At 45.5% G+C, this 23,312-nt stretch carries 23 protein-coding genes; 12 read left to right on the top strand and 11 right to left on the bottom strand.

Features of this window, described 5'->3' with window-relative positions; translation table 11 throughout:
- Positions 1–73 precede the first annotated feature (73 nt).
- Positions 74–1,780, bottom strand: coding sequence for a phospho-sugar mutase (locus IX91_RS21875; protein ID WP_004745738.1), 1,707 nt, complete (start codon positions 1,778–1,780; stop codon positions 74–76).
- A gap of 374 nt (positions 1,781–2,154) precedes the next feature.
- On the opposite strand from IX91_RS21875, the gene coxB reads away from it, so the two are divergent.
- From coxB to IX91_RS21855, 4 genes are read left to right on the top strand one after another with little or no spacing between them, the layout of a single operon-like run.
- On the top strand, positions 2,155–3,279 hold the full coding sequence (coxB, locus tag IX91_RS21870; protein ID WP_415668814.1) for a cytochrome c oxidase subunit II: 1,125 nt from the start codon (positions 2,155–2,157) through the stop codon (positions 3,277–3,279).
- Complete coding sequence (ctaD, locus tag IX91_RS21865) at positions 3,276–4,940, top strand: cytochrome c oxidase subunit I (protein ID WP_004745740.1); 1,665 nt, start codon at positions 3,276–3,278, stop codon at positions 4,938–4,940. Before coxB ends, ctaD begins: the two co-directional genes overlap by 4 nt.
- A gap of 10 nt (positions 4,941–4,950) precedes the next feature.
- Entirely contained in the window at positions 4,951–5,553 is a 603-nt protein-coding gene (locus IX91_RS21860) for a cytochrome c oxidase assembly protein (protein WP_004745741.1), read from the top strand.
- The gene (locus IX91_RS21855; RefSeq protein ID WP_004745742.1) at positions 5,550–6,434 is read left to right on the top strand and encodes a cytochrome c oxidase subunit 3; all 885 of its coding nucleotides are present in this window, start codon (positions 5,550–5,552) and stop codon (positions 6,432–6,434) included. Before IX91_RS21860 ends, IX91_RS21855 begins: the two co-directional genes overlap by 4 nt.
- 18 nt (positions 6,435–6,452) lie before the next feature.
- Here IX91_RS21855 and IX91_RS21850 read toward each other — a convergent pair whose 3' ends face one another.
- Positions 6,453–6,701, bottom strand: coding sequence for a DUF2909 family protein (locus IX91_RS21850; RefSeq protein ID WP_004745743.1), 249 nt, complete (start codon positions 6,699–6,701; stop codon positions 6,453–6,455).
- Here IX91_RS21850 and IX91_RS21845 point away from each other — a divergent pair.
- The 5 genes from IX91_RS21845 to IX91_RS21825 all read left to right on the top strand — a co-directional run bounded on the left by IX91_RS21845 (position 6,691) and on the right by IX91_RS21825 (position 10,426).
- A complete protein-coding gene (locus IX91_RS21845) occupies positions 6,691–7,440 on the top strand; it encodes an SURF1 family protein (RefSeq protein ID WP_004745744.1) in 750 nt (249 codons plus the stop codon). The two genes, IX91_RS21850 and IX91_RS21845, sit on opposite strands and share 11 nt — an antisense overlap.
- Positions 7,433–7,975, top strand: coding sequence for a hypothetical protein (locus tag IX91_RS21840; protein ID WP_004745745.1), 543 nt, complete (start codon positions 7,433–7,435; stop codon positions 7,973–7,975). The genes IX91_RS21845 and IX91_RS21840 overlap by 8 nt, the downstream gene beginning before the upstream one ends.
- Before the next feature lie 18 nt (positions 7,976–7,993).
- Complete coding sequence (locus tag IX91_RS21835) at positions 7,994–9,034, top strand: COX15/CtaA family protein (RefSeq protein ID WP_004745746.1); 1,041 nt, start codon at positions 7,994–7,996, stop codon at positions 9,032–9,034.
- Positions 9,027–9,923 (top strand): heme o synthase, encoded by an 897-nt coding sequence (gene cyoE, locus IX91_RS21830; RefSeq protein WP_004745747.1) that lies wholly within the window; start codon positions 9,027–9,029, stop codon positions 9,921–9,923. The genes IX91_RS21835 and cyoE overlap by 8 nt, the downstream gene beginning before the upstream one ends.
- 86 nt (positions 9,924–10,009) lie before the next feature.
- On the top strand, positions 10,010–10,426 hold the full coding sequence (locus IX91_RS21825) for a VanZ family protein (protein ID WP_004745748.1): 417 nt from the start codon (positions 10,010–10,012) through the stop codon (positions 10,424–10,426).
- A 48-nt stretch (positions 10,427–10,474) separates the two neighbouring features.
- Here the strand turns inward: IX91_RS21825 and IX91_RS21820 are convergent, their stop codons facing one another.
- Genes IX91_RS21820 through IX91_RS21805 form a run of 4 tightly spaced genes read right to left on the bottom strand, consistent with a single transcriptional unit; the run spans position 10,475 to position 13,811 of the window.
- Entirely contained in the window at positions 10,475–11,386 is a 912-nt protein-coding gene (locus tag IX91_RS21820) for an amino acid ABC transporter permease (protein ID WP_004745749.1), read from the bottom strand.
- Positions 11,387–11,446: 60 nt separating this feature from the next.
- Positions 11,447–12,286 (bottom strand): transporter substrate-binding domain-containing protein, encoded by an 840-nt coding sequence (locus IX91_RS21815; protein WP_004745750.1) that lies wholly within the window; start codon positions 12,284–12,286, stop codon positions 11,447–11,449.
- A gap of 11 nt (positions 12,287–12,297) precedes the next feature.
- Complete coding sequence (locus IX91_RS21810) at positions 12,298–13,092, bottom strand: amino acid ABC transporter permease (protein WP_004749670.1); 795 nt, start codon at positions 13,090–13,092, stop codon at positions 12,298–12,300.
- Between the two features lie 2 nt (positions 13,093–13,094).
- On the bottom strand, positions 13,095–13,811 hold the full coding sequence (locus IX91_RS21805) for an amino acid ABC transporter ATP-binding protein (RefSeq protein WP_004745752.1): 717 nt from the start codon (positions 13,809–13,811) through the stop codon (positions 13,095–13,097).
- A 306-nt stretch (positions 13,812–14,117) separates the two neighbouring features.
- Between IX91_RS21805 and aroG the strand changes: the two genes are divergently transcribed.
- Positions 14,118–15,173 (top strand): 3-deoxy-7-phosphoheptulonate synthase AroG, encoded by a 1,056-nt coding sequence (gene aroG / locus IX91_RS21800; RefSeq protein WP_004745753.1) that lies wholly within the window; start codon positions 14,118–14,120, stop codon positions 15,171–15,173.
- A 108-nt stretch (positions 15,174–15,281) separates the two neighbouring features.
- Entirely contained in the window at positions 15,282–15,605 is a 324-nt protein-coding gene (locus IX91_RS21795; RefSeq protein ID WP_004745754.1) for a hypothetical protein, read from the top strand.
- 66 nt (positions 15,606–15,671) lie between these two features.
- Here IX91_RS21795 and IX91_RS21790 read toward each other — a convergent pair whose 3' ends face one another.
- The 4 genes from IX91_RS21790 to IX91_RS21775 form a co-directional block, all read right to left on the bottom strand.
- Positions 15,672–16,901, bottom strand: coding sequence for a quaternary amine ABC transporter ATP-binding protein (locus tag IX91_RS21790; protein ID WP_004745755.1), 1,230 nt, complete (start codon positions 16,899–16,901; stop codon positions 15,672–15,674).
- A complete protein-coding gene (locus tag IX91_RS21785; RefSeq protein ID WP_004745756.1) occupies positions 16,894–17,793 on the bottom strand; it encodes an ABC transporter permease in 900 nt (299 codons plus the stop codon). The genes IX91_RS21790 and IX91_RS21785 overlap by 8 nt, the downstream gene beginning before the upstream one ends.
- A 93-nt stretch (positions 17,794–17,886) precedes the next feature.
- Positions 17,887–18,876, bottom strand: a complete 990-nt coding sequence (locus tag IX91_RS21780) for an ABC transporter substrate-binding protein (protein ID WP_004745757.1) — start codon at positions 18,874–18,876, stop codon at positions 17,887–17,889.
- Positions 18,877–19,103: 227 nt separating this feature from the next.
- On the bottom strand, positions 19,104–20,855 hold the full coding sequence (locus IX91_RS21775) for an SgrR family transcriptional regulator (RefSeq protein ID WP_004745758.1): 1,752 nt from the start codon (positions 20,853–20,855) through the stop codon (positions 19,104–19,106).
- Between the two features lie 179 nt (positions 20,856–21,034).
- Between IX91_RS21775 and IX91_RS26970 the strand changes: the two genes are divergently transcribed.
- Positions 21,035–21,157, top strand: coding sequence for a hypothetical protein (locus IX91_RS26970; RefSeq protein WP_269083062.1), 123 nt, complete (start codon positions 21,035–21,037; stop codon positions 21,155–21,157).
- A gap of 70 nt (positions 21,158–21,227) precedes the next feature.
- Here IX91_RS26970 and IX91_RS21770 read toward each other — a convergent pair whose 3' ends face one another.
- Positions 21,228–23,213: a hypothetical protein gene (locus IX91_RS21770; protein WP_236642928.1), complete on the bottom strand. Its 1,986-nt coding sequence runs from the start codon at positions 23,211–23,213 to the stop codon at positions 21,228–21,230.
- Positions 23,214–23,312: the final 99 nt, after the last annotated feature.

The following is a 23,312-nucleotide window of genomic DNA, read 5'->3' as shown; positions in this document are numbered from 1 at the left end:
AACAAAATTTAACCTCAAAAGATCAACAGACCCTTATAGGTATGGGGTTTTATCTATAGAGCTCTTTATTGTATTAAAGCAAACTATGTTGGTGCTCTGAAATCAGCATTCCCATAGACTCTGACGCCTTATCAAGTACTTGTTCAAAGCTATCAGAATCTTCAAACTTCTCGATCACTTCGTAGTAACACTTCAATTTCGGTTCTGTTCCTGAAGGACGGACGATCACTCGCGCACCACATGATAGGTGATAGATAAGTACGTCACTTGCTGGCAGGTCGATGGATTGAGTTGAACCATCAGCAAAGTGTTTGGTGAGTGATTTAAGATCTTCTGTCACTTCCACTTTACTACCCGCTATCATAGTCGGAGGGTTAGCTCTGAGCTTATCACCTACAGGTGGTGCTTTCGGGTCCAACGCAATACTGCGTTGCGAATTCAGATACATACCGTGCTGACGATAGATGGCTTCTAGTTGATCCCAAATGGTTTTTCCATGGCTTTTTAGCTCGGCGGTCAATTGCGCAAAGGCAACCAGAGCGGATAGACCATCTTTATCCCAGACTTTGTTCCCAACCGTGTAGCCTAGTGCTTCTTCATAGGCAAATAGGAACTGCTGATCGTCGCTTTGCTTTTGCATCGCTACATTGGTTAGCCATTTAAAGCCAGTCAGTGTTTGGAAGTAAGTGGCACCGTGCGCATCGGCTATCTTGTTTAACAAAGTGGATGAAACAATCGTATTGCCGACAAGTTGCTTACTCGCCTCCGTTTGTGACAAGAGGTAATGACCAATTAAAGTTCCCACTTGGTCGCCAGTCAGCATCTGATAGTCACCATCTGGCTTGCGCACAGCGACAGCAAATCGGTCTGCGTCTGGGTCATTGGCACATGCAATGTCGGCGTTGTGTTGTTTAGCTAATGCCATGACCATATCCATCGCCCCAGCTTCTTCTGGGTTCGGGAAGTTGACGGTAGGGAAAGAGCCGTCTGGTTCACTTTGCTCTGCAACACTGTAAAAGTGGTTAAATCCCGCGTCGTTGAGTAGGGTTTGCGCCATGTTTGCCCCTACACCATGCATAGCGGTATATGCGATAGCGATATCGTTAGGCGCAGTATGGTTAGCCAAGAGTGGATTGTTATTCATCGTTTGGCGGTAAGTTTCGTAGTAATCCTCTTTCAACCAAACGAGTAAACCATGCTTCTCGGCATCATCTAGTGCCATAAGTGGTATTGGCTTGGTCGCTGCAATGTCAATCTCACCTGCAATGCCTGAATCATGTGGCGGGATGATTTGCGCGCCATTTTCCCAGTACACTTTAAAGCCATTGTATTCTGGTGGATTGTGGCTGGCTGTAACCACAACAGCCGCTGCTGCATCAAAGTGTTTTACCCCAAATGCAACAATTGGTGTTGCCGCTACTGCGTGGGTTAGGAACACCTTAATCCCAAGAGAAGTAAGAACAGAAGCCGTATCGTGAGCAAACTGCTTAGAATCTGTACGACCATCATAACCAATCACAACACCGCGTGTTTTTGCATCTTTGACTTGTTGAACAAGATAGTGACCAAGGCCCGTCGCGGTTTCTTGAATCACTAAACGGTTCATTCGGTTTGGACCACAACCGACTTTGCCTCGTAGGCCAGCAGTACCAAATTCCAGACGTTGGCTAAAGCGATCGTCTAACTCATCAAATGCTTTTTCATCGATTAGGTGTTGAAGCTCTTCTCTTGTATGTGGGTCAGGATCTTTCTCTAACCAACGCGTCACTTGTTCCATCATGATGTTTTTACCTTCTTCATGTCTCAAGTTGATATCTAACTTAAGTCTATGTTATTTCCTGAATTTAGTTTGATTTTAATTGATATTGATTATCATTTGCGAGAGCGCAATCGCTAAACCTTTCTATGCTCAGCCTAGTCACCATTTCTAATAGGACTTTCTTGCACAATTTAGAAACGCCAACTAACGTTTATTAACATAAATATAACAAATTACATGAAATTTACTGGTTATAAGGAATTATCCAAGTCCAAAGGCTGATTGGTACTTTCTTGCAGGCTCAGGTGACATGCAGGAACAAGTACCAGCATCACGGTTGATGACTCTGGCAGAGGAGAGGTCTTTTGAAAAGTTTACAGTTGTTACTGTGGCGATTGAGTAGTGTTTTGTTAATTTGTGTCACTGCTTTTGCACACGCAGAAGAAAGTGCCTACAACATGACTCAGGGAGTCACCAATATCAGTGAGCAGGTTTATGACCTTCATATGCTGATATTTTACATCTGCTGCGCCATTGCTGTTGTGGTCTTTGGGGTGATGTTTTACTCCATGTATCATCACCGCAAATCCAAAGGTGTGGTGGCGGCGCACTTCCATGAAAGTACTAAAGTGGAAGTTATCTGGACGGTTATTCCAATTATTATCCTCGTCTTAATGGCTATTCCGGCGACCAAAACCTTGGTCGCGATGGAAGATACTTCTCAATCTGATCTGACAATCAAAATCACGGGTTCGCAATGGAAGTGGCATTACAGCTATTTCGGTGAAGACGTCGAGTTTTTTAGTTTGCTCGCAACTAGCCAAAAAGCGATTGATGGCATTGAGGAAAAGGGCGCGCATTATCTATTGGAAGTAGATAATCCGCTGGTGCTACCGATCAATCGTAAAGTACGTTTTTTGATGACGGCAGATGATGTTATTCACTCTTGGTGGGTGCCCGACTTTGCGGTGAAGAAAGACACCATCCCAGGATTTATTAACGAGGCTTGGACTCGAATAGACAAACCGGGTGTCTACCGCGGTCAATGTGCCGAGTTATGTGGCCGAGCTCATGGCTTTATGCCCATTGTTGTTCATGCAATGGAAGAAGAGAAATACGACGCCTGGCTGCTTGCGAAGAAAGCTGAATTAGAGAAAGCGAAGCAAGAAGCTGCAGCCTCACTTACCGCCTCTTTGTCTCTGGATGAGTTAATGAGTGTTGGTGAGAAAGTGTATCTCGATCGATGCGCTGTTTGCCACCAAGCGAACGGTGCCGGTATACCGGGAGCATTCCCAGCCATTACTGGCAGTAAAGTCGCAACAGGCGATGTCTCTTCGCACATTGATATTGTGGTCAATGGTCGTTCGGGTACAGCGATGCAAGCATTCTCTAACCAACTGACAGATAAAGAGATTGCGGCAGTGGTGACGTACCAACGAAATGGTCTCGGCAATAGTGTGGGTGATCTAGTTCAAGCATCAGATGTTAACCAGCTTAAGGCGTCTAAGGAGGGACAATGAAAACGTCCAAACCTGATTCGATCGTAGAAGATAAAACCAAATCAGCGCCAGCTACTGATGCCGATATCAGCCGCGCTAATAGCACGATTGCTGTTGAAGCAGATGATCATGACCACCATGGTCCAGCTAAGGGAATTACACGTTGGCTCTACTCGACGAACCATAAAGACATTGGGACGCTTTACCTTTGGTTTAGTTTTAGCATGTTCTTAATCGGCGGTGCGATGGCAATGATCATTCGTGCGGAGCTTTTCCAGCCGGGTTTGCAATTGGTCGAGCCGCAGTTTTTCAATCAAATGACAACCGTTCATGGCTTAATCATGGTGTTTGGAGCAGTGATGCCAGCCTTCACTGGGCTCGCGAACTGGATGATCCCAATGATGATCGGCGCGCCAGATATGGCTCTGCCTAGAATGAACAACCTTAGCTTTTGGATTCTCCCTTTCGCTTTTGCCATTCTGATTGCTTCACTATTTACGGAAGGCGGGGGTCCTGACTTTGGTTGGACTTTCTACGCGCCACTCTCTACGACCTATGGACCTGACAGTACCGCGTTGTTTGTCTTCTCGGTTCATATTATGGGGATCAGCTCGATCATGGGGGCAATCAATGTGATCGTCACCATCGTTAATATGCGTGCACCGGGAATGACATGGTTCAAAATGCCAATGTTTGTTTGGACTTGGCTAATCACCGCGTTCCTATTAATAGCCGTGATGCCTGTACTTGCGGGGGCTGTTACCATGGTGCTCACCGATAAGTACTTTGGAACCTCGTTCTTTGATGCCGCAGGGGGCGGTGACCCCGTGATGTTCCAACATATCTTCTGGTTCTTCGGTCACCCTGAAGTGTACATAATGATCTTGCCTTCCTTCGGTATTGTCTCTGCGATTATTCCAGCCTTTAGTGGCAAAAAGCTGTTTGGTTATCACTCGATGGTGTACGCAACTTGTAGTATCGCGCTTCTGTCCTTCCTTGTTTGGGCGCACCACATGTTTACCACGGGTATGCCGGTATTCGCCGAACTCTTCTTTATGTATTGCACCATGCTGATTGCGGTGCCGACGGGCGTTAAGGTGTTTAACTGGGTAGCAACCATGTGGCGAGGGGCGATGACCTTTGAAACGCCGATGTTGTTCGCTATTGCGTTTATCATCTTGTTTACCATTGGCGGTTTCTCAGGGCTGATGCTCGCGATTGTGCCTGCTGATTTTCAGTACCACGATACCTATTTTGTGGTGGCTCATTTCCATTATGTGTTGGTCTCGGGTGCCGTGTTCTCGATTATGGCGGCGGCGTACTATTGGTTGCCTAAATGGACGGGGAACATGTATGACCACAAATTGAGTTTGTGGCATTTCTGGTGTTCGATCATTTCAGTCAATGTGCTTTTCTTCCCGATGCACTTTTTGGGCTTAGCGGGTATGCCAAGGCGTATCCCAGACTACGCGATTCAATTTGCCGACGTTAACCAAATAGTCTCAATTGGGGGCTTTGCCTTTGGCCTGTCACAGTTAATCTTCTTGTGGCTGGTGATCAAATGTATCAGAGGCGGTGAAAAGGCTTCGGCGAAACCTTGGGATCGTGCTGAAGGACTGGAATGGACGGTGCCAAGTCCTGCGCCTCATCATACTTTCTCAACGCCACCGAAAGTGGACTAAGGGCTCTGTTATGGACGGGCAAGCGAAATCCAATAGAAAGCTTACGCTGAAGCTTTGCGCTGCGGTTGTTGCCATGTTTGGTTTTGGTTTTGCTCTTGTTCCTTTATACGACGTGATGTGTGAAGCTTTAGGAATCAACGGAAAAACCAATACAGAGTCTGCGCTACAACCTCAAGGTATGGTTCCTGACACATCACGTCTTATTCGCGTAGAGTTTATGGCGCACAATAATCAAGGGATTCCATGGTCTTTTGTACCTGCACAAACTTCGATGGAAGTGCATCCCGGTGAAGTGATTCAAACCGCTTACTACGCTAAGAATTTGTCTTCCAAAGATATTGTCGGCCAAGCCGTGCCATCGGTCTCACCTGGGCTAGGGGCTACCTATTTCAACAAAATTGAATGTTTCTGTTTTAATCAACAGCCCTTGCAGGCCGATGGAAAAGCAGAAATGCCGCTGATTTTCTATATCGAGCCTGATATTCCAGACTCTATTCACACTCTGACGTTGTCATACACCCTCTATGACATCACGGATAAAACGACCTCAACCGAGTTAGCTAACGTTTCATCTAAGGTAACTGATGATACTTCGCAAGGAGCAACACAATGAGTTCAAAACATCAATCCTATTATGTGCCCGCACAAAGTAGCTGGCCAATTGTTGGCGCAGTTGCCCTATTTTTGATTGCTGTCGGCGCAGGCTTGACGGTACAGAACATGGCTGAAGGCGGGGATGGAAGTGTCTTTGGTAAGCTGATTTTGCTCGCGGGATTTATCTTTCTTCTCTACATGTTCGCGGGTTGGTTTAGCAACGTCATAACAGAATCTATGAGTGGTAAGAATTCCGCGCAGTTGTCCCGTTCTTACAGGCAAGGGATGAGCTGGTTTATCTTTTCCGAAGTCATGTTCTTCGGCGCTTTCTTCGGCGCTCTTTTCTACGCACGTATGATCTCTGTGCCTTGGCTTGGCGGGGCAGGAAACAATGCGATGACGCATGAGGTTATCTGGCCGACATTTGAGGCTTTATGGCCATTAACGACTACTCCAGGTGGAGACACGACCAATGCGATGCCTTGGCAAGGGTTGCCATTAATCAACACCATTATCCTGCTCACTTCTTCGATTACGCTTCACTTAGCGCATGTCAGTTTAGAGCAGAACAAGCGTATGGCTTTGATTGTCTGGCTTGAAATCACCATCGTTTTGGCGTGTTTCTTCTTGTACTACCAAGGGGTTGAGTACGCACATGCCTATCAAGATTTGGGCTTAACGCTTCAATCGGGAATTTATGGCAATACCTTTTTCTTATTGACCGGATTCCATGGCATGCATGTCCTGTTAGGAACCACATTTTTGATCATATTGCTGGCTAGAGTGGCAAAAGACCATTTTACGCCTAAAGACCATTTTGCCTTTCAGGCTGGCAGTTGGTATTGGCACTTTGTTGATGTGGTGTGGTTGTGTCTGTTCGTCTTTGTTTACGTGCTTTAACGCTAAGTTAAACAGACCCTAGTAAGGGCGTATATTCGGTTCAATTAGGCCGCTTAATAAGGCGGCCACCATTAACACAACAGCGAGTGCAGAAAGGAACACGCGGCGACCTAAATAAAAGCTCATGGGTTTGTCATCTGGGAGGGAATCTTGGTCAGAGTCATCTTCCGATTCAGGACCTTTAACCATTTCAAACATCGCTCTACCGAGGTTAACAAGGATGAAGAGTAGCAGCAGTACTAGGACAAGTTTGAATATGAATACCATGAGTGGTTCCTTTTTTGCTCCGCTGAAAACCACAAGGTTTGTGGTTGTTTGTCTAATAACTGTGGTCGCCTTTTCGATATTGATCAACTTAGGTTTATGGCAATTATCTAGAGCAGAAGAGAAAAGCCAAATAGAGCAAAAGGTTACACAGAGAGCGCAAATGTCACCTGTTGGTTTATCTGAGCTGACAGAGGAACAAATCAGTAACCCAACCGGGGTAAAAGTCGTGCTTAGCGCGACCCCAGTGATGGGTAGGTACTTGTTACTAGATAACCAAAGTGTTGATGGCAAGGTAGGTTACTTGGCGTTGCAGTTAGTGAAAACACAATCTGGACAACATCTGCTGCTTGAACGCGGTTTTGTTGAAGCGCCTGGTTTACGCTCACAACTGCCACAGGTTAATTGGTTAAATAGTGAGCTTGCGCTAAAAGGCAGGCTTTATCGCAAGTCGAGTAATCCGCTCAGCAAAGATTTGCATTTAGAGCAAGGCAAGATGAGCAGAATTCAGAACCTTAATTTTGCTCAGTTAGAACAGCATTGGCAGATCGAAATAGAACCTTTTGTTGTGCAGCCGTTGGTCGAGCCTTGGCCTTATATTCAGCCTTGGCAACCAGTCTCGATGAATCCAGATAAGCACTTAGGCTATGCAGTGCAGTGGTTTTCCATGGCGGCAGTACTTGCGCTGTTAAGTGTCGGCTTACTAGTCAAAGCGTTGAAGCAGGGAGTAAAAGATGAGTAACCCAGTTTTAAGAGGAAGGATCATTTTTGTCAGCTTAGTGGTGATGTTTGCTTTACCTGCCATTATTGCAAAAACAGTATTGAGCCAGCACTGGTATCAATCGGGTGTGACCAACAAGGGCGAACTTATTGAACCTATGGCGACATTGGAATCGTTAGGTATCGATAATCCTTACCAAGAGACACAGTGGCAGCTTGGTTATGTGGTTCCGGAGCAATGCGATGAGTTCTGTCAGCAACAAATCTATTTACTTGGTCAGAGCCACATCGCACTGGGTAAGTACCAACAACGAGTGCAACCTGTGCTGATATCTACGCCTAGCAGCGAGGTATTAGCAAACTCAGAATATGCTCAGATAAAAGTAAATGATGGTTTTTCTCAGCTTGTTGATCAATTTGAATACGTGATTGTTGATCCGCTAGGCCAGTTGGTGATGCGTTATCCCAAAGTGAGTAAAGAGGGTGAGTTAGTAGCGCAAAGCAAGGGATTACTGGCCGATTTGCGTAAGCTGCTCAAGTTATCTCGTGTCGGTTAACCCGCTAGGAGCCGTGATATGAAGTTGATAAACCTTGTCAGATTCAGTCTTATCCTCACATTCATTGTTGTCATGCTCGGCGCATATACTCGACTTGCGGATGCAGGACTTGGCTGCCCTGATTGGCCGGGCTGCTATGGTCAACTAACCGTCCCTAATGAGCAGCATGAAATCGCTTTGGCTCAATCGCTGTACCCATCTCTTACCGTTGAAGCCGACAAAGCTTGGCTCGAAATGATCCATCGCTACTTTGCGGGAACTCTGGGTTTAGTGGTGTTTGCCATTACTTTTATTGGTATTAGAACAAGGCAAATACCGATGCCGATGGCTTCGGTAATTTCTGTCGTAGTTATTTTTCAAGCGTTACTGGGAATGTGGACAGTGACCATGATGCTAATGCCAATCATAGTAATGGGTCACTTGTTGGGAGGTTTTACCTTATTCAGTTTGCTCGCCTTAACTCACTGGGGGCTTCAAGCGAGGCAAACTCCGTTGGTTAAGGATGGCAGTAAGGCTAGGCAGAGGTTGAAGTTATTGGCCGCTTCAACGCTTGTGGTTGTGGTAATGCAAATTGCGTTAGGCGGTTGGACATCTTCTAACTACGCAGCGCTGATGTGTACGACACTGCCGATATGTGAAGGAAACTGGACTTCCTATCTCGACTTCGGGCGCGCTTTTGAGTTGATCCAACCCAAACAAGAAAGCTATGAGTTTGGCACGTTAGATTATGGCGCGCGGATGACGATTCATGTTACCCATCGAGTGGGGGCGGTTGTCGTTACTCTGTTTGTTTCGGCACTCGTGTTTATGCTGCTCGCGGAGAAAAAACAAGCGTATACCAAAGTGGCGAAAGGGTTATTGCTGATGCTCGCGATTCAAATTGCACTCGGCATCGGTAACGTATTATTGAGCTTACCTTTGGTTGTCGCAGTGGCACACAATTTAGGGGCGGCTTTGTTGCTCTTGATCGTATTACGAACCAACTATCTCATTTGGCAAACCAGTCATCAGTCTGCAATGGATTCTGCTCTGATTAATAAGGAGAGTGCGCATGAGTAAAACACTATCTGTTACTGCTCAAGAGAGAGCGCTATGGCGTAGCTATTTGGCCCTGACTAAGCCTAAAGTCGTCGCTCTGATGTTACTGACCGCGGTAGTTGGGATGTGTCTTGCGGTCCCTGGTGCTTTACCTTTACAAGGCACAGTGCTTGGGCTAGTAGGTATTGGCTTGATGGCAGGTTCGGCGGCAGCGTTTAATCATCTTATAGACCAGCGCATTGATGCCATTATGGCTCGAACTTACAAAAGGCCACTGCCATCAGGAGAAATAAACTCAAGCCATGTATTCGCATTCGCGGTTGCTATTGGAGCATTGGGATTTGCCGTTCTTTATATCGGCGTAAACGCTTTAACGGCATGGTTAACCTTCGCGAGTTTGCTTGGTTATGCTGTGGTGTACACCATGTATTTAAAGCGTGCGACACCGCAGAATATTGTTATCGCAGGGATAGCGGGTGCCATGCCACCACTATTAGGTTGGACAGCTGTGACTGGAGAGATGCACGCCAACGGTTGGCTGCTAGTGATGATTATCTTCATCTGGACACCGCCACATTTTTGGGCGCTAGCGATTCACCGTAAAGATGACTACGCAAAAGCGGATATTCCAATGCTGCCTGTTACCCACGGAGTTGAATACACCAAAACGTCTATTTTGCTCTATACCGTGCTACTCGCTTTAGTCTGTTTGCTGCCTGCTTTAGTCGGTATGGCGGGAACATTGTATTGGGTTGGTTCGACAATTCTGAGCTTAGGCTTTATTGGTCACGCTTGGAAACTCAAATTTAACCCAGATGAGAAATCAGCGATTGAAACGTTTAAGTTTTCCATCTATCACCTAATGTTTTTGTTCTTGCTGCTGCTGCTGGATCATTACATAACTGTCTAAATTATAAGACGAAGCCGAGTTGGTCTTTTTTCTGCTATCAACATCGGCTAGTCTACTGAGCGTTTTGATTTTGAATAGAGCGCTCTATGTACCTATCTACGCAGCTTTTTAGTAAAAGATTGATTGTTCTTTTTGGCCTAATGGCGCTTGGCGGTGGGGCCTCGATGGCAAAGTCGTTTGACTTTCATGGCGATTCAATAAGAGCGCTTGAAGTGCTACTGGGTGGTGCATGGGTGCTTCACGCAACGGTAGCCACCACACTCGGGTTTATCGCCGCGTGGTCAACACCAATCTCTTACTACCATTATCATCGTTTGGTGTTGTCGCCATGGGTATTAGGTTTGTTGGCTATGGTCAGTTTGGACGAGTTTCTGCAAATGTTTAATCCTCTACGCGAGTTTTCATTCCTCGACCTGAGTATCAATCTTGTATGCGTAGCAATAGGCGCCATGCTTTATGTGAGTTATTTGAAGCTAAAGTTTCCGTTATACCAATCAGAATAAAAGACCGAGCACCTATCGAGCCTAAATAGTATGGCGGTAAGCTTTTAATTATCGCTGAAGGTGTTTCAAACTTCGCTGTTCTAGTCGTTTGAATAACAGTGATAGCGATAAGCAAATGAGAAGATAGCAAAGTCCAACTATCAACCAGATTTCAAAAATCAAACCTGAAGAGTTGGCGATCTCAGTGCCAACAAACGTCATCTCTTGGATTGAAATCAGCGACACGATGGATGTGTCTTTGACCAAGGAAATCGCTTGCCCTGCTAATGCGGGTGTTATCGCCGCGAGAACTTGTGGTGCTATCACATAGCGGTATTTAGTCCATCCGCCGATACCTAACGAATCTGCCGCTTCCCATTGCCCTTTAGGGATGCCCGATAAGCCCGAGCGAACCACCTCAGCAACGTACGCCGCTGATAGTAGACCAACACATAACACGCCCGATAGTAGGTTTTCCCAAAGGTTGGCAGGGCCAAATAAGGTGGACTGTAGCCAGTTTACTTCTCCCGAGTGCTCTCTTAGCAAACTATCTAAACCCAGAAGTGGAATTAGTTGGTTAGAGATGAAAAAGTAAAAAATAAAGACAAATACCAGAGGCGGGATATTTCGTATAAGTTGAACGAACATGTTTGCCGGTACAGAAAAGAGAGTGATTTTAGAGTGGCGAGCGACACCCAATGCCGTTCCTAAACTCAACGCTAGAACCATCCCCCAAACACTCAGGCGCAAAGTAGAGATCAAACCCTGAAAAAAGTAGGGCAGAGAGCCATCTGCTCTTGGCGTAAACAGCAAAGAGAAAGCTTCTTGCCAACGCCAAGTGTAGTTAATACCGACAGAAGAACGGTCGTATAGCCAGTAGCTTAACCCCGCCAACATCAGTAAAAGAAGGACATCGAGCTTGTTAGTCGAGCGCTTAACGACTGGTGGGGCGATTGAAGTTAGTGTGTTGCTTTTAGTCACGTGCTTGTTTATTCCACAAAAGTGGCCCCAACTCACTTTGATAAGTTGGCGCCAATCAAGTTATTGACCAGATGCGATCTGGTCTTGCCAGTCTAGCGTTGAGAACCAGTACTCATAACGTTGTTCCAGCCATCCGTCTTGAGTACGAGCTTGAATCCAATTGTTAAAGAAAGCCTCTTTGTCGGCCTCGCCTAAACGAACAGCAAACGCTTCGTTGCCTTTAGACAAACGCTCCGTGAATGGAATAAAGAGTTTGTGGCTATTTTTAACCGCTTCATGCTCTGGTTTTGGGCTCGACGCGATGACGGCATGAGCATTGCCATTCAGTACTTCTTGGAAAGCTTGCGCATCATCATCAAATTGAAGAATCTTAGCTTTAGGGAAGGTTTCACGAGCAACTTGCACGGTAAAAGCTCCGCGACGGGCTGCAATTTTTACTCGACGAGAGTTGAAGTCACTAAATTCAGAGAATCCTTCCGCGAGCTCTTTATTCGCCGCCACTTGAACACCAGAATGAGAGTAGGGAGCAGAGAACAACACACTCTTTGAACGTTCGGGAGTTATACTCATACCGCCAATGATGACATCAAATTTCTTCGCTAGTAGAGCTGGAATAATGCCATCCCAAGCCGTAGGAACAAACTCAACTTGCCAACCAGAGTCTTTCGCCAAGCGTTTTGCTACATCAATTTCAAAACCAATTAGCTCGCCTTGCTTATCCCGCATTGCCCAAGGAACGAAGGTGGACATACCAACACGTAACGTTCCGCGCTCATTAATTTTGTCTAAGTTGGGCGTTTCTGAAGCCAGCGCTGGCAGACTAATCGCTAAACCTAGCAGAGCCGTAATTGCAGCCTTGAATCCATTCCTTGAAATGAGTTTGCTTCCTATGTTTTTCATAGAGATGTCCTTTATTGTGTGCGCCAACTAGCGCCGAGTTTATGTTCTAGCCAAGCAGAAAGCCCTGACAGTGTCAGCGTCAAGGCGAGGTAGATAGCAGCCACAGTAAACCAGATTTCAAATGGCATAGCGGTTTCCGAGACGATATTGCGTCCCTCGGTAGTGAGATCGAAAATTGCCATAACACTGACAATGGAGGAGTTCTTAATCAGAGACACCACCTCATTGGTTAACGGAGGAAGTGTACGTTGAATCAACTGAGGCAATATCACGTCGTAGTAGGTGTAAAACGGGCTAAGGCCGAGAGATTTCGCTGCCTCAAATTGCCCTTTGGCAATACTGTTTAAACCACCTCGGAAGATCTCTGCGGTATAGGCGCCTTGAAAGAGTGAAAGTGCCAAAACGGCCGTCGCAAATCGGTCTAATCCAATAGCAGGGCCAAAGACAAAGTAGAGCAAGTATATCTGCACGAGCAAAGGCGTATTGCGTATCGCCTCAATGTACACATTAGCGATGCCTCGTCCTACCCACGAGCTAGACAGCTTAAGTAGCGCAGTTGTCAGTCCAATGAGCAGCGTAAACCCTAAGCTAATCGCAGAGATTTTGATGGTAATGAGCAATCCTTCGATGAGCTCAGCTGGCCACCATTCGCCATCTTCATAGAAGGCTATGTAATCGGGTACGCGCTCCCACTGCCACTGGTACCCCATACTCTTAGCACCAGAATCAAGCAACCAAGCAAGGGCTAGGATGAGCAAGGTGATTTGGAGCAGGGCAGACGCAACGGGTTGGATTATTTTCTTCATTCTTAGTGGCTCAATATTTGTGCTAAGAACTGCTGCGTTCTTGGATGTGTCGGAGCAGAAAAAAGCTGCTCTGGTGTCGACATTTCAAGTACTTGCCCTTGGTCCATAAAGATCACTCTGTCTGCGACTTTTTTGGCAAATCCCATTTCATGAGTAACGCAAATCATAGTAATGCCATCTTGCGCCAAGTCGACCATGACATCTAACACTTCTTGAATAGTTTCTGGATCGAGGGCGGAAGTTGGCTCATCAAAGAGCAATATTTCTGGCTGCATACACAGTGAACGGGCGATCGCGACGCGTTGCTGTTGCCCCCCAGAGAGTTGCACTGGGTATTTGTTGGCTTGTTCTTCAATATTGACCCGCTTTAAGAACTGCAGCGCGCGCAGAGTCGCCTCTTTTTTAGTCAGCCCAAGTGTACGTATAGGAGAAAGTGTTAAGTTCTCTAGAACAGTGAGGTGCGGAAAGAGGTTGAAGTGTTGAAACACCATTCCCACCTTGCCCGCAGCTAGGGTTGAGTTGAGTTGGCCTAAAACCGTTATTTCCCCTTGGTCTAGGGTTTCTAATCCGTTTATGGTTCGGATAAGGGTTGATTTACCGGATCCCGAAGGGCCACAAACGACTAAAATTTCGCCTTTTCGTACGCTGAGATTTATTTTTTTGAGTGCTTGGAACTGACCATACCACTTGCTGACATTTGTAAATTCTATGGCGTTCATGCCTGATCTGCTGATTTTGTTATTGTATTAATACCTTAGCAATATCAGACTGATAATGCATCTGGTGGTATAAAAAACGAGGGCAAAATTCTCCTCTAGCTCCCTATTTATAAGGGTGTAATTAATTATTTACACACCATGTAAAATGTAAAAATAGTAGAAATATTGCCTTTTATTGAAATTAGTGGTTGCAACCTTGGTTTTTGATAGATAAGTTACACAGAACAGGAACAAGAAAGCGTGAACGTTTTTTCACCACTCACTTTCGGTGATGCGTTCAACCAAGAGTAATAGGAAGAAGTAGCAATGTTTCAAACAGATGATGTACGAATTAACAAATCCAAAGAGTTATTACCACCAGTTGCAGTTTTAGAGAAGTTTCCTGCAACAGAATCTGCTTCTTCGACTACGTTTCGTTCTCGTGAAGCCATTTCAAATATTTTAAAAGGTGAAGATGATCGTCTACTTGTGATCATCGGCCCTTGTTCTATCCATGACCCAGAAGCGGCAATCGAATACGGCAAGCGTCTTAAGGTACTGCGTGATGAGTTGGGTGATCGCCTAGAAGTTGTTATGCGTGTTTACTTTGAAAAACCACGTACAACGGTGGGTTGGAAAGGTCTTATTAATGACCCATACCTAAACGATACATTTAAGATCAACGACGGTCTGCGCATGGGTCGTAAACTGCTACTAGATCTAACAGACATGGGTATGCCAACGGCAAGTGAATTCCTAGATATGATCACCCCACAGTATGTGGCTGATTTGATTAGCTGGGGTGCAATTGGTGCGCGTACGACCGAATCTCAGGTTCACCGTGAGCTTGCTTCAGGTATTTCTTGCCCAGTTGGCTTTAAGAATGGTACCGACGGCAACATTAAGATTGCGTCCGATGCAATCCGTAGCGCAAGTGCTTCGCACCATTTCTTGTCTGTAACTAAATATGGCCACTCTGCAATCATTGAGACTGCGGGTAACCCAGACTGTCATATCATTCTTCGTGGTGGTAAAGAGCCAAACTACAGCGCTGACCATGTTGGTTCTATCAAGCAAGAGCTAGAAGCATCAGGTCTACCGCAAAAAGTAATGATCGATTTCAGTCACGCAAACAGTTCTAAGCAATACCAACGTCAGATGGTTGTTGCTGAAGATGTTGCTGGTCAGCTTGCTGGTGGCGAACAGGCTATCTTCGGTGTAATGATTGAATCTCACCTAGTGGAAGGCCGTCAAGATCTGGTTGATGGTCAAGCTCCAACTTACGGTCAGTCAATCACTGATGCGTGTATTGGTTGGGATGATACTGAAAAAGTCCTTCGCCAACTTGCCGATGCTGTAGAGGCGCGTCGAAACAACAAGTAACATGCTCGGTTCCTTAAGCATTACCAAAAGCTCCTTCGGGAGCTTTTTTAGTTGCTGATAGATAGTCGAAAGCTATAATACAGTTGAATTTATAAACTTGGCTGAATTATGAAACTGAATACATTTGCGCTGCTAGGTGTTGTACTACTGTCTGCAATAAAGGTGGCGTTTGCCGCTGATGCACAAAAGGAATTGTTTCTGTTTTCGCTACCAGCTGCCGAAGAGACGGATATGTTAGTGGTTCCTGAAGAAAGTAATATCCCTTTGGTTGCTAGTCACTCTTCATTGCCAGTTGAACTTGATTACAACGAGCCTTGTGATATCAAATGTGGTGTCAGTACTACCGGACTGGTTCTGCTGCAAATGCTTGCTGAAGGTAGGGCTGACCAAGAATACCGCTACTCTTTGATGAACCCGAATTACGAGCCGTAGACTCAGAAGTTAAAATAAAAAAGCCACTTACATTGACTGCAAGTGGCGTTTTTGTATTGTCCGAAGCTAAGAGGCCTTATCCAGCTTTGGGGCTGGTGACGTTTCCTCCTCTGAACTGTCGGAGAATATTTCAGCCACAGCGCTTCGCTCTAACTCACCTTGTAAGTTACCGTCTTCATCGACAACGGGTAGTGAGTAATCACAAGACATGGTGTCGACTAATACTTCCTCAATCGCGGCATCTGGAGAAACAGCAGGAACTTCTTCATAGAACTCCTGTTTAATCTCTTCGGCTGTTGTTGTGTCTTTAGCCGCATCAAGCAAGCCTTCTTTGGTTAATACGCCTTGATAGCCTTCTTCGGTAACGTGGTAAGCATAGTCCTGCTTAAAGCCCTTCATTTGAGCAATCGCTTCTTGAATCGTGTTTGCTGTAATTCGGTACGCAGGCGGGTTCATGACGGTTTCAACCGTTAGGGCTCGTGCTCGGTTCACATCTTTAACGAAGGCTTCAACATAGTCATCAGCAGGGTGAAGCAAAATCTCATCGGGTGTGCCCTGCTGGACAAGTTCGCCATCTTTAAGAATGGCGATACGGTCACCAAGACGAAGTGCTTCATCTAAGTCGTGGGTAATGAAGATAATGGTTTTGTGTAGCTTCTCTTGCAGTTCGATTAACTGATCTTGCATCTCGCTGCGGATCAGCGGGTCGAGGGCAGAAAAAGCTTCATCCATTAACAGAATTTCCGCATCGGTACAGAGAGCGCGTGCTAAACCGACACGCTGTTGTTGACCGCCGGAAAGTTGTGAAGGATATTGGTTTTCGTAACCTTTCAAACCTACCGTATCGAGCCATTGGTTGGCTTTTTGTAGCCGTTGAGGTTTTTCTATTCCCTGAATTTCTAACCCGTAAGCCACGTTGTCGACTACGGTTCTATGGGGCAATAAACCAAAGCGTTGAAAGACCATCGACATTTTGTGACGGCGGAACTCTTCAAGTTCTTTTTGGCTTAGCTTCATGACATCTGTACCTTCAACCAGAATCTGACCTTCAGTGGGATCGATTAGTCGGTTGAAGTGGCGAATCAAGGTTGATTTACCTGACCCAGATAGACCCATGATGACAAAAATCTCACCTTGATTGATCTGCAGGTTGATCTCCTTCAGACCAACGGTATGACCGGTTTCAGCTAAGACTTTATCCTTGCTGTCACCCTGTTTGACGCGCTCCATCACTGACTTAGGCTTTTGACCAAAAACCTTGTATAAGCCACTGATCTCAATAAGTGGTTTAGTCATGTTTTAGATCTCCTAAATGAGCCTGTGTGCGTTTCGCGTAAGCTTGAGAGGCTCTATCAAATAGTATCGCCAGTGCGACGATTGCGAAGCCGTTGAGTAAACCAAGCGTGAAGTACTGGTTAGTGATCGATTTGAGTACAGGCTGACCGAGTCCTTTAACACCAATCATTGATGCGATAACTACCATAGAAAGCGCCATCATAATGGTTTGGTTTATTCCAGCCATAATGGTGGGCATGGCAAGCGGGAGTTGCACTCCAAACAGTCGTTGTTTGGCACTAGCGCCAAATGCAGTTGAAGCTTCGAGTACTTCTTTATCAACCAAACGTATGCCTAGATTGGTTAGGCGAATGACAGGTGGAATGGCGTAAATGACAACCGCGATAAGTCCTGGGATTTTACCAATACCAAGCAGCATCACGACCGGAATTAAGTAAACGAAGGCTGGCATGGTTTGCATCACATCGAGCATTGGCGTAACGACCGATTGAACACGATTCGATCGCGCCATGGCAATACCAATCGGAATACCCAACACTATCGAGAGCATGGTACAGACGGTGATAATGCTCAAAGTGCGCATTGTGTCTTCCCACATGCCAAAGTAGCCAATAAGAATCAAAGAAACAAAACAACCAACAGCCAATTTCCAAGAGCGGCTAGCTGCGTAGACAAGGCCGGTACATACCGCCAAGACAATCATCCAGGGCGTTGAAATTAATAACTTTTCAAACCAGATTAGAAAGGAGAGTAGAGGATCGAAGAAGGATTCAATAAGGTCGCCATATTCTCGTGAGAAATCTCGATATGCACCATCGAGAGTTTTGCGGATTGCTCTTAGATCAGAGCGTTCCATTTCGGGAAAGCTGTTGAACCAGCTGTCATTAGACATCAATAAGTTCCTTTTATTCTCCTTCGCTACCCTTGTAGCGAAGGAGTACATCTAAAGCATAGTGCCTAACGGCGCTATAGGTTTCTTATCGGCTTAAAGTGCTTGTTTCACTTTGTTTGCCACATCTTGAGGTACCCATGCTTGCCAAATTTGTGGGTACTCTTCTAGGAAGTGGAACATCGCCTCTTCACCATCTGCTTGGTTATCTTCCATCCAAGCAAGAAGTTGGTTCATGTCTGCGTTGCTAAACCCACGCTTAGTGAAATAGTCATAAGCTTGTGGTGCGCGGCTAGCAAACTCTTCAGTGGTAATTGTGTGCACAGGTGAAGGTGGGTACATGGTTGGTTTAGGTGCTTCACATTCAGCCTGTGTAGTACAGCCGACGAACTCTTTTTCGTTTACGCCACTGCCGAAGTCGACTTTGACCATTTCATATTTACCAAGAACAGCAGTTGGAGCCCAGTAGTAACCGAACCAAGCTTCTTCACGCTCATACGCTTTTGCTATTGCACCTGATAGACCAGCACTTGAGCCTGGGTCAACAATGGTAAAGCCAGAGCCTTCTAAACCTAGAGCTTTAAATAGGTTACCTGCACTGATTTGGCAGTTCCAACCTGCTGGACAGCTGTAGAAGGCTGAGTGATCAGGATCTTCAGGATGCTCAAACAACTTCGCGTGCTTCTTAACACCTTCAATTGTTGCTATTTCAGGATATTGCTTAACGAGATAGGCAGGAACCCAAAACCCTTCTTCGCCACCATCGACAAGCGATTTACCTGCGTAACGAAGACGTTTTTCTGCAACGCCCTTATCCAAGGCATCTTTCAGGCTATTACTCCAAAGTTCAGGTGCTACGTCTGGCTGGCCTTTTTCAATCATTGATGTACCCGTTGGCATAGTATCGCCCGGGATTAATTCAGCGTCACAGCCGTAGCCGTGCTCAAGAATAAACTTATCTACGTTGGCAATCACTGTGGCGGAATTCCAGTTCATATCAGCGATTGTTACCTTGCCACACTCTTCAGCTTGGGCATGGAAAGCGGTTGCGCTTAGGGTTAGTAATGCAGCCGTTTTTAGTTTCATTGTAATTTCCTTTTTAATGAATACGTTATAAAAATAGCGAAATGATATTTAGAGTTCAAATTAATATGTTGACTCTGTGAACCAGTGTTGATGTTTTTTGTGACAAAAATAAAACATTTGTCAGTAAAAAACCGCACAGTTGTCACGGAAATTTATAGCTAGAAGGAGCTAAGGGAGGGTGTTATATTTTGAGCTCAAAGTATTAACGCTGTGCGATAAAAATGACGCTAATCGGCAGACCAGACATTCTTGATATCAGGCCACCCCCAGTTGGTGAGTGCGACATCTTTAAGCACCCCTTGAAAGCGCAATGTCTGTCTGTGGTGGAACAGGGGAGAGAGCCAAAACTGGTTGATTAACGCGGAAGCAATAGGTTCGAGAGCATCGAGGTAATCCGGTAGCTCCGTCTCTGAACGCAGGTGATTTAGCCTATCTAGTAGCCATGTCTTCGATTGTTCTCCAATACAGCGTTGGATAATCGGATTATGGTAAAGGCTGTTAAATGCGGAGGCGTGTCGATTGTCATCAAGATTGATATTGGTGATGATGACAGACTCTTGAAGCTGACCAGATTCAGCCAGAGTCGTCAGCTGGCGATAGCTATAGCTGTTAATCACGACTTCCACACCATATTGCTCCAGCAGGTATTTCACCGCTAAAGCGCAGTTTCGCAATGAGCTGTAATCATAGATAGCGATAGTCAGCCGTTTAGGCAGGGCAGCTTCGGGCATCTCGGGTCGGGTGATCTTGTGCCACATCGGCAGTAGGTTTTGTGCAACTTCACAGCCGAAAAGTAGGTTATGTTGTTCTAGGTAATCGAACACCTTGCGCGGTGTTAAATAAGTAGAAAGAAAACGACGTTGATTGTCATCTAATACAGTCTCCCCGCATTGGTTAAAGAGCACAAACATACAGCCATCTTCAGTGCGACTCTGTTGAACATTGCGGTCTAAGTGCTTACTTACGGCGTGAGAAACGTAGTAATTGCAGTCTGAACTTGACTGAGCTCCTGGCTGATTGGTCTGAATTTGCTTGTTTTGCAGTTCAGATTCGTCAAGATGCCAAATCGTCACTTGGTCAGTTAACGCGCGGCAAGCGTAGTAGCGTTCAAAGGCTTGCAAACAGAGTTTATTCTCTGAGTGTTCGGTCACTTCAAATGGCCCACAGCCAACGACTTGTTTGATCGGTGCTTCACTGATTTGCGAGATGGGCTGAATGGAATACTTAACGCCAGAAATCAAGCCACCAAAGCCGAGGTCAGGTTTAGATAGCTTAAAAACAATTTTGTTTGGTGAGGGTGTAAAGACGTCAATCAGATGATGTAACTCACTCTGATAATCAGCCAAGGTTGCTAGCTTTTTAAACAGATTCACTATGGATTCACCACTGATCGCTTCACCATCGTGAAAGGTTAATCCTGGGCGTAGGTAAAAGCTCCACTCAAGATTAGATTCATCATAGTGCCAGTGATGAGCAAGCTGTGGCTCTAGGTTTCCATTGGCAGCACTCGATACTATACAGCAATAGATTTGCCTTAGCAGATAGCGCTCGCTGGAACGCTGAAGTTGATGTGGCACCAAGCGTTCGAAAGGGCGTTTGTAGGTGAGCTGAATATGCAGCAGACCTTCACGTATTGTTGCGCCAGAGGTGCTTTGTAGCAATCGTCCAAACGCAACTTCGTCGTCATCCAGTATCGACAGCGCCTTTTCATATTTACCTTCGAGGATTCGTTTTGAAGCCAGCTGTGCTTTAAGTTCGTCTAGATGAAGGTGAAGGATCAACGTAGAACGTTGATTGCGCCCAGCTTTTGGAATCCAAGATAACCAAGACAAATCAAGCATTTGATTAAGCAAGTTGCGTGCGTGACGGGAGGTGGTAAATAGCGAATCGGCAACGATTGGCAATGTTGTTTTATGCTCGACGCCAACACCAAGTGGGACCAAACGGCTGTAATAACGCAATAAATTTAAGTCAGACACAAAAAATACTCATCAAACCAGAAATCTGTTTATTGATTTTGTTCCTAGTTTTGTCAGTTTGCTACTCTTTTTTGCCATTTATCGACAGATTGATGTCTTTATAGGGAATGAAATTAACCTAGATTGACAGTTTTTCCGTTCCTCATAAAGTCGCAAAATAGGTGGCAACAGAGGAGGAAATGATGAAAAGAGACAAACTGGAATCGCAACTCAGTGGTTACTACCGCTCTAAGCTTGATGAGGGAGCTTCTTTCATTGAGCGACTGGCACTAGTCAGCCTTTTGCAACTAATGAATTGGTAAAACTAAGCAGCACCTGACAACATGCTCCTGACCCCCACGAACGGTTTTCTGGTGCTGCTTTTTTCTACAACTACATGGTTTTACTTAAAGTGATCCATCGACCTCTATCTAAGCCGCTAATGTTAGCACCGGTTACGTTGCTCGCTTGAGATACACCGGCAGGTAACCAAGTGACTTCAATGTTATCAAATTGGTTGGCTATCTGCTGATCAACGCCTGTCTTTTCAAGGATGTAACCGAAGTTTGAAGTATTCCAAGTCATCCCTGGGGTATTCGCCCATTCGTCTTTGAGAGAGTTAGTGATTAATTGCGCGGCTACCTTGAGTTTTGGTCCAGAGATATTGCCAAACTGGACGTAATCCAAACCATTATTTTTAACTGCGACAGCTTTGCTGTTAAGCATTATCAGTTCTTTTACGTCATTGCCTGATATTGAAATCTTTTTGACTGTACTACGTGAATTGTTGTTCAAAATATATAACGAGCTACTTGTAATTGCCGCTGAAAACTTTCCATTTGGTGAGGACTTGAGCATGCGCACTGTTCCGTCGACATCAATGGATTTTAACTGATTGGCGGCTGCGGTTTTTTCAACCCATACAATCTTATTGCTCTTCAAGCCAAACACCAGTTGATTCCCTACCGCGAACGCAGCAGCCGAAGCATTATTCACCCCAATTGTACTAGGGTTTGTTGGTGTTAGGGTCTGCGAATTCAACAGCACAGCGTTAGCGCTACCTCCATCGTCCACGACTAACAATTCTGTCTCATCCAGTGAGGGGACAACGAGGTTTTGTGTAGAGCTGAGGGTGAAACTCTGACTCTCCATTGCTAGCGTATCGGCATTTAGACGACGCAAATAATCTTGGGTACTAAAACCATCATCAAGCTCAGCAATGACTGCTTTTTGGGAATAGAGTGGCTTAATCCAGTTGAAGTTATCATTGAAGCAACGTTTAGCCGATAAATTTGCGTCAGGGTTTACAGGTGTCGGTTTTGGGACAGGAGGAATTACACTTCCTGAAGCACTAGCGTAAGCATCGACTTTTTGTATTGTCAGGGAGCGAGACTGGACTGATTTGTCTCGTAAACTAGTTAAGAAAATGCCACTTGAACCTGTCGCGTCACATACTGTGCTACGCATACCCGCTGAACCTGTTTTAGGTTGGTACAGCTTGTAAGATTGAACACTATTTAGTGCAGGCACAACTTGTGTCAATTGATGAGCTTTTGGCTGGTAGCCTAACAGGTCAAGAATACTTCCGCCGTGTTTATGATCGTCATCATCATCGTCGTCATCATCTGAAGAGGCGGAGGAGTACGAATCAATCGTACGCGTTGCGAGTACAGCACGGTTTGAGTTAGTGATATCGATCTGCTTAACGTTATCAGTTGCGTCAACATAGACAATTTTGTTGTTTGCAGGGTTGAAAGCGACGGATTTCGCTCCGACTAAAGCAGAGTCTGCTTGCGAACCATGAACGATTAGCTGACTACCAAACGAAACATGTCTATTTGGTTGAGATCTAAGATCGAATCCTGATAAATCAAGCGTTTGATTCGCAATCATAACATCAACAGCATGGGCGATGTTCACCATCGGATCATGCTGTCCTTGAGTTTGCGCTTGGCGTAAGGATTTGAGCAACGTCTCTGTTTGTTGCTTAGGACCATGAGTGGTTCCCGCGCTGGCAAAGTTAACCCCTAACTTGTCTCCGAGAGCGGTCTGAAGATAAGTTGCTGCACTGGTTGGGTCGCCTTTTAACGCTGGGTTAAACAGCACTTCACTGTAGATCAAAGTAGTGAATGGCGACACTAGTTCTGAGGTCTTATGAGCCGTTAAGATCGCTCCATTATCATTGACGATTCTAGCGTAATTCCCACTATAGGAAATTTGCTGTTCTAAAGGACTACAAACGCCATCTGCGTCAGTGTCTGCGCACTGAGCTAAGCCTGAATAACTGTAGACATTTGCTGTTGTTGCTGAGGAACCGGAGTCACCAGAACCACCACCGCATGCGGAGAGCAAAAGGGCGCTCGATATACTGAGTGCCAAATTGCATACTGTGTGTTTTTTGAGCATATATAACCAATTATTTTATCTATTTCTAATATACCTAGTATTTATCCCTGCTATTTAATCACTATACAAAAT

The organism is Vibrio tubiashii ATCC 19109 (genome assembly GCF_000772105.1).
GTDB classification, from domain to species: Bacteria; Pseudomonadota; Gammaproteobacteria; order Enterobacterales; family Vibrionaceae; genus Vibrio; species Vibrio tubiashii.
This window is presented reverse-complemented; position numbering and strand designations above follow the sequence as displayed.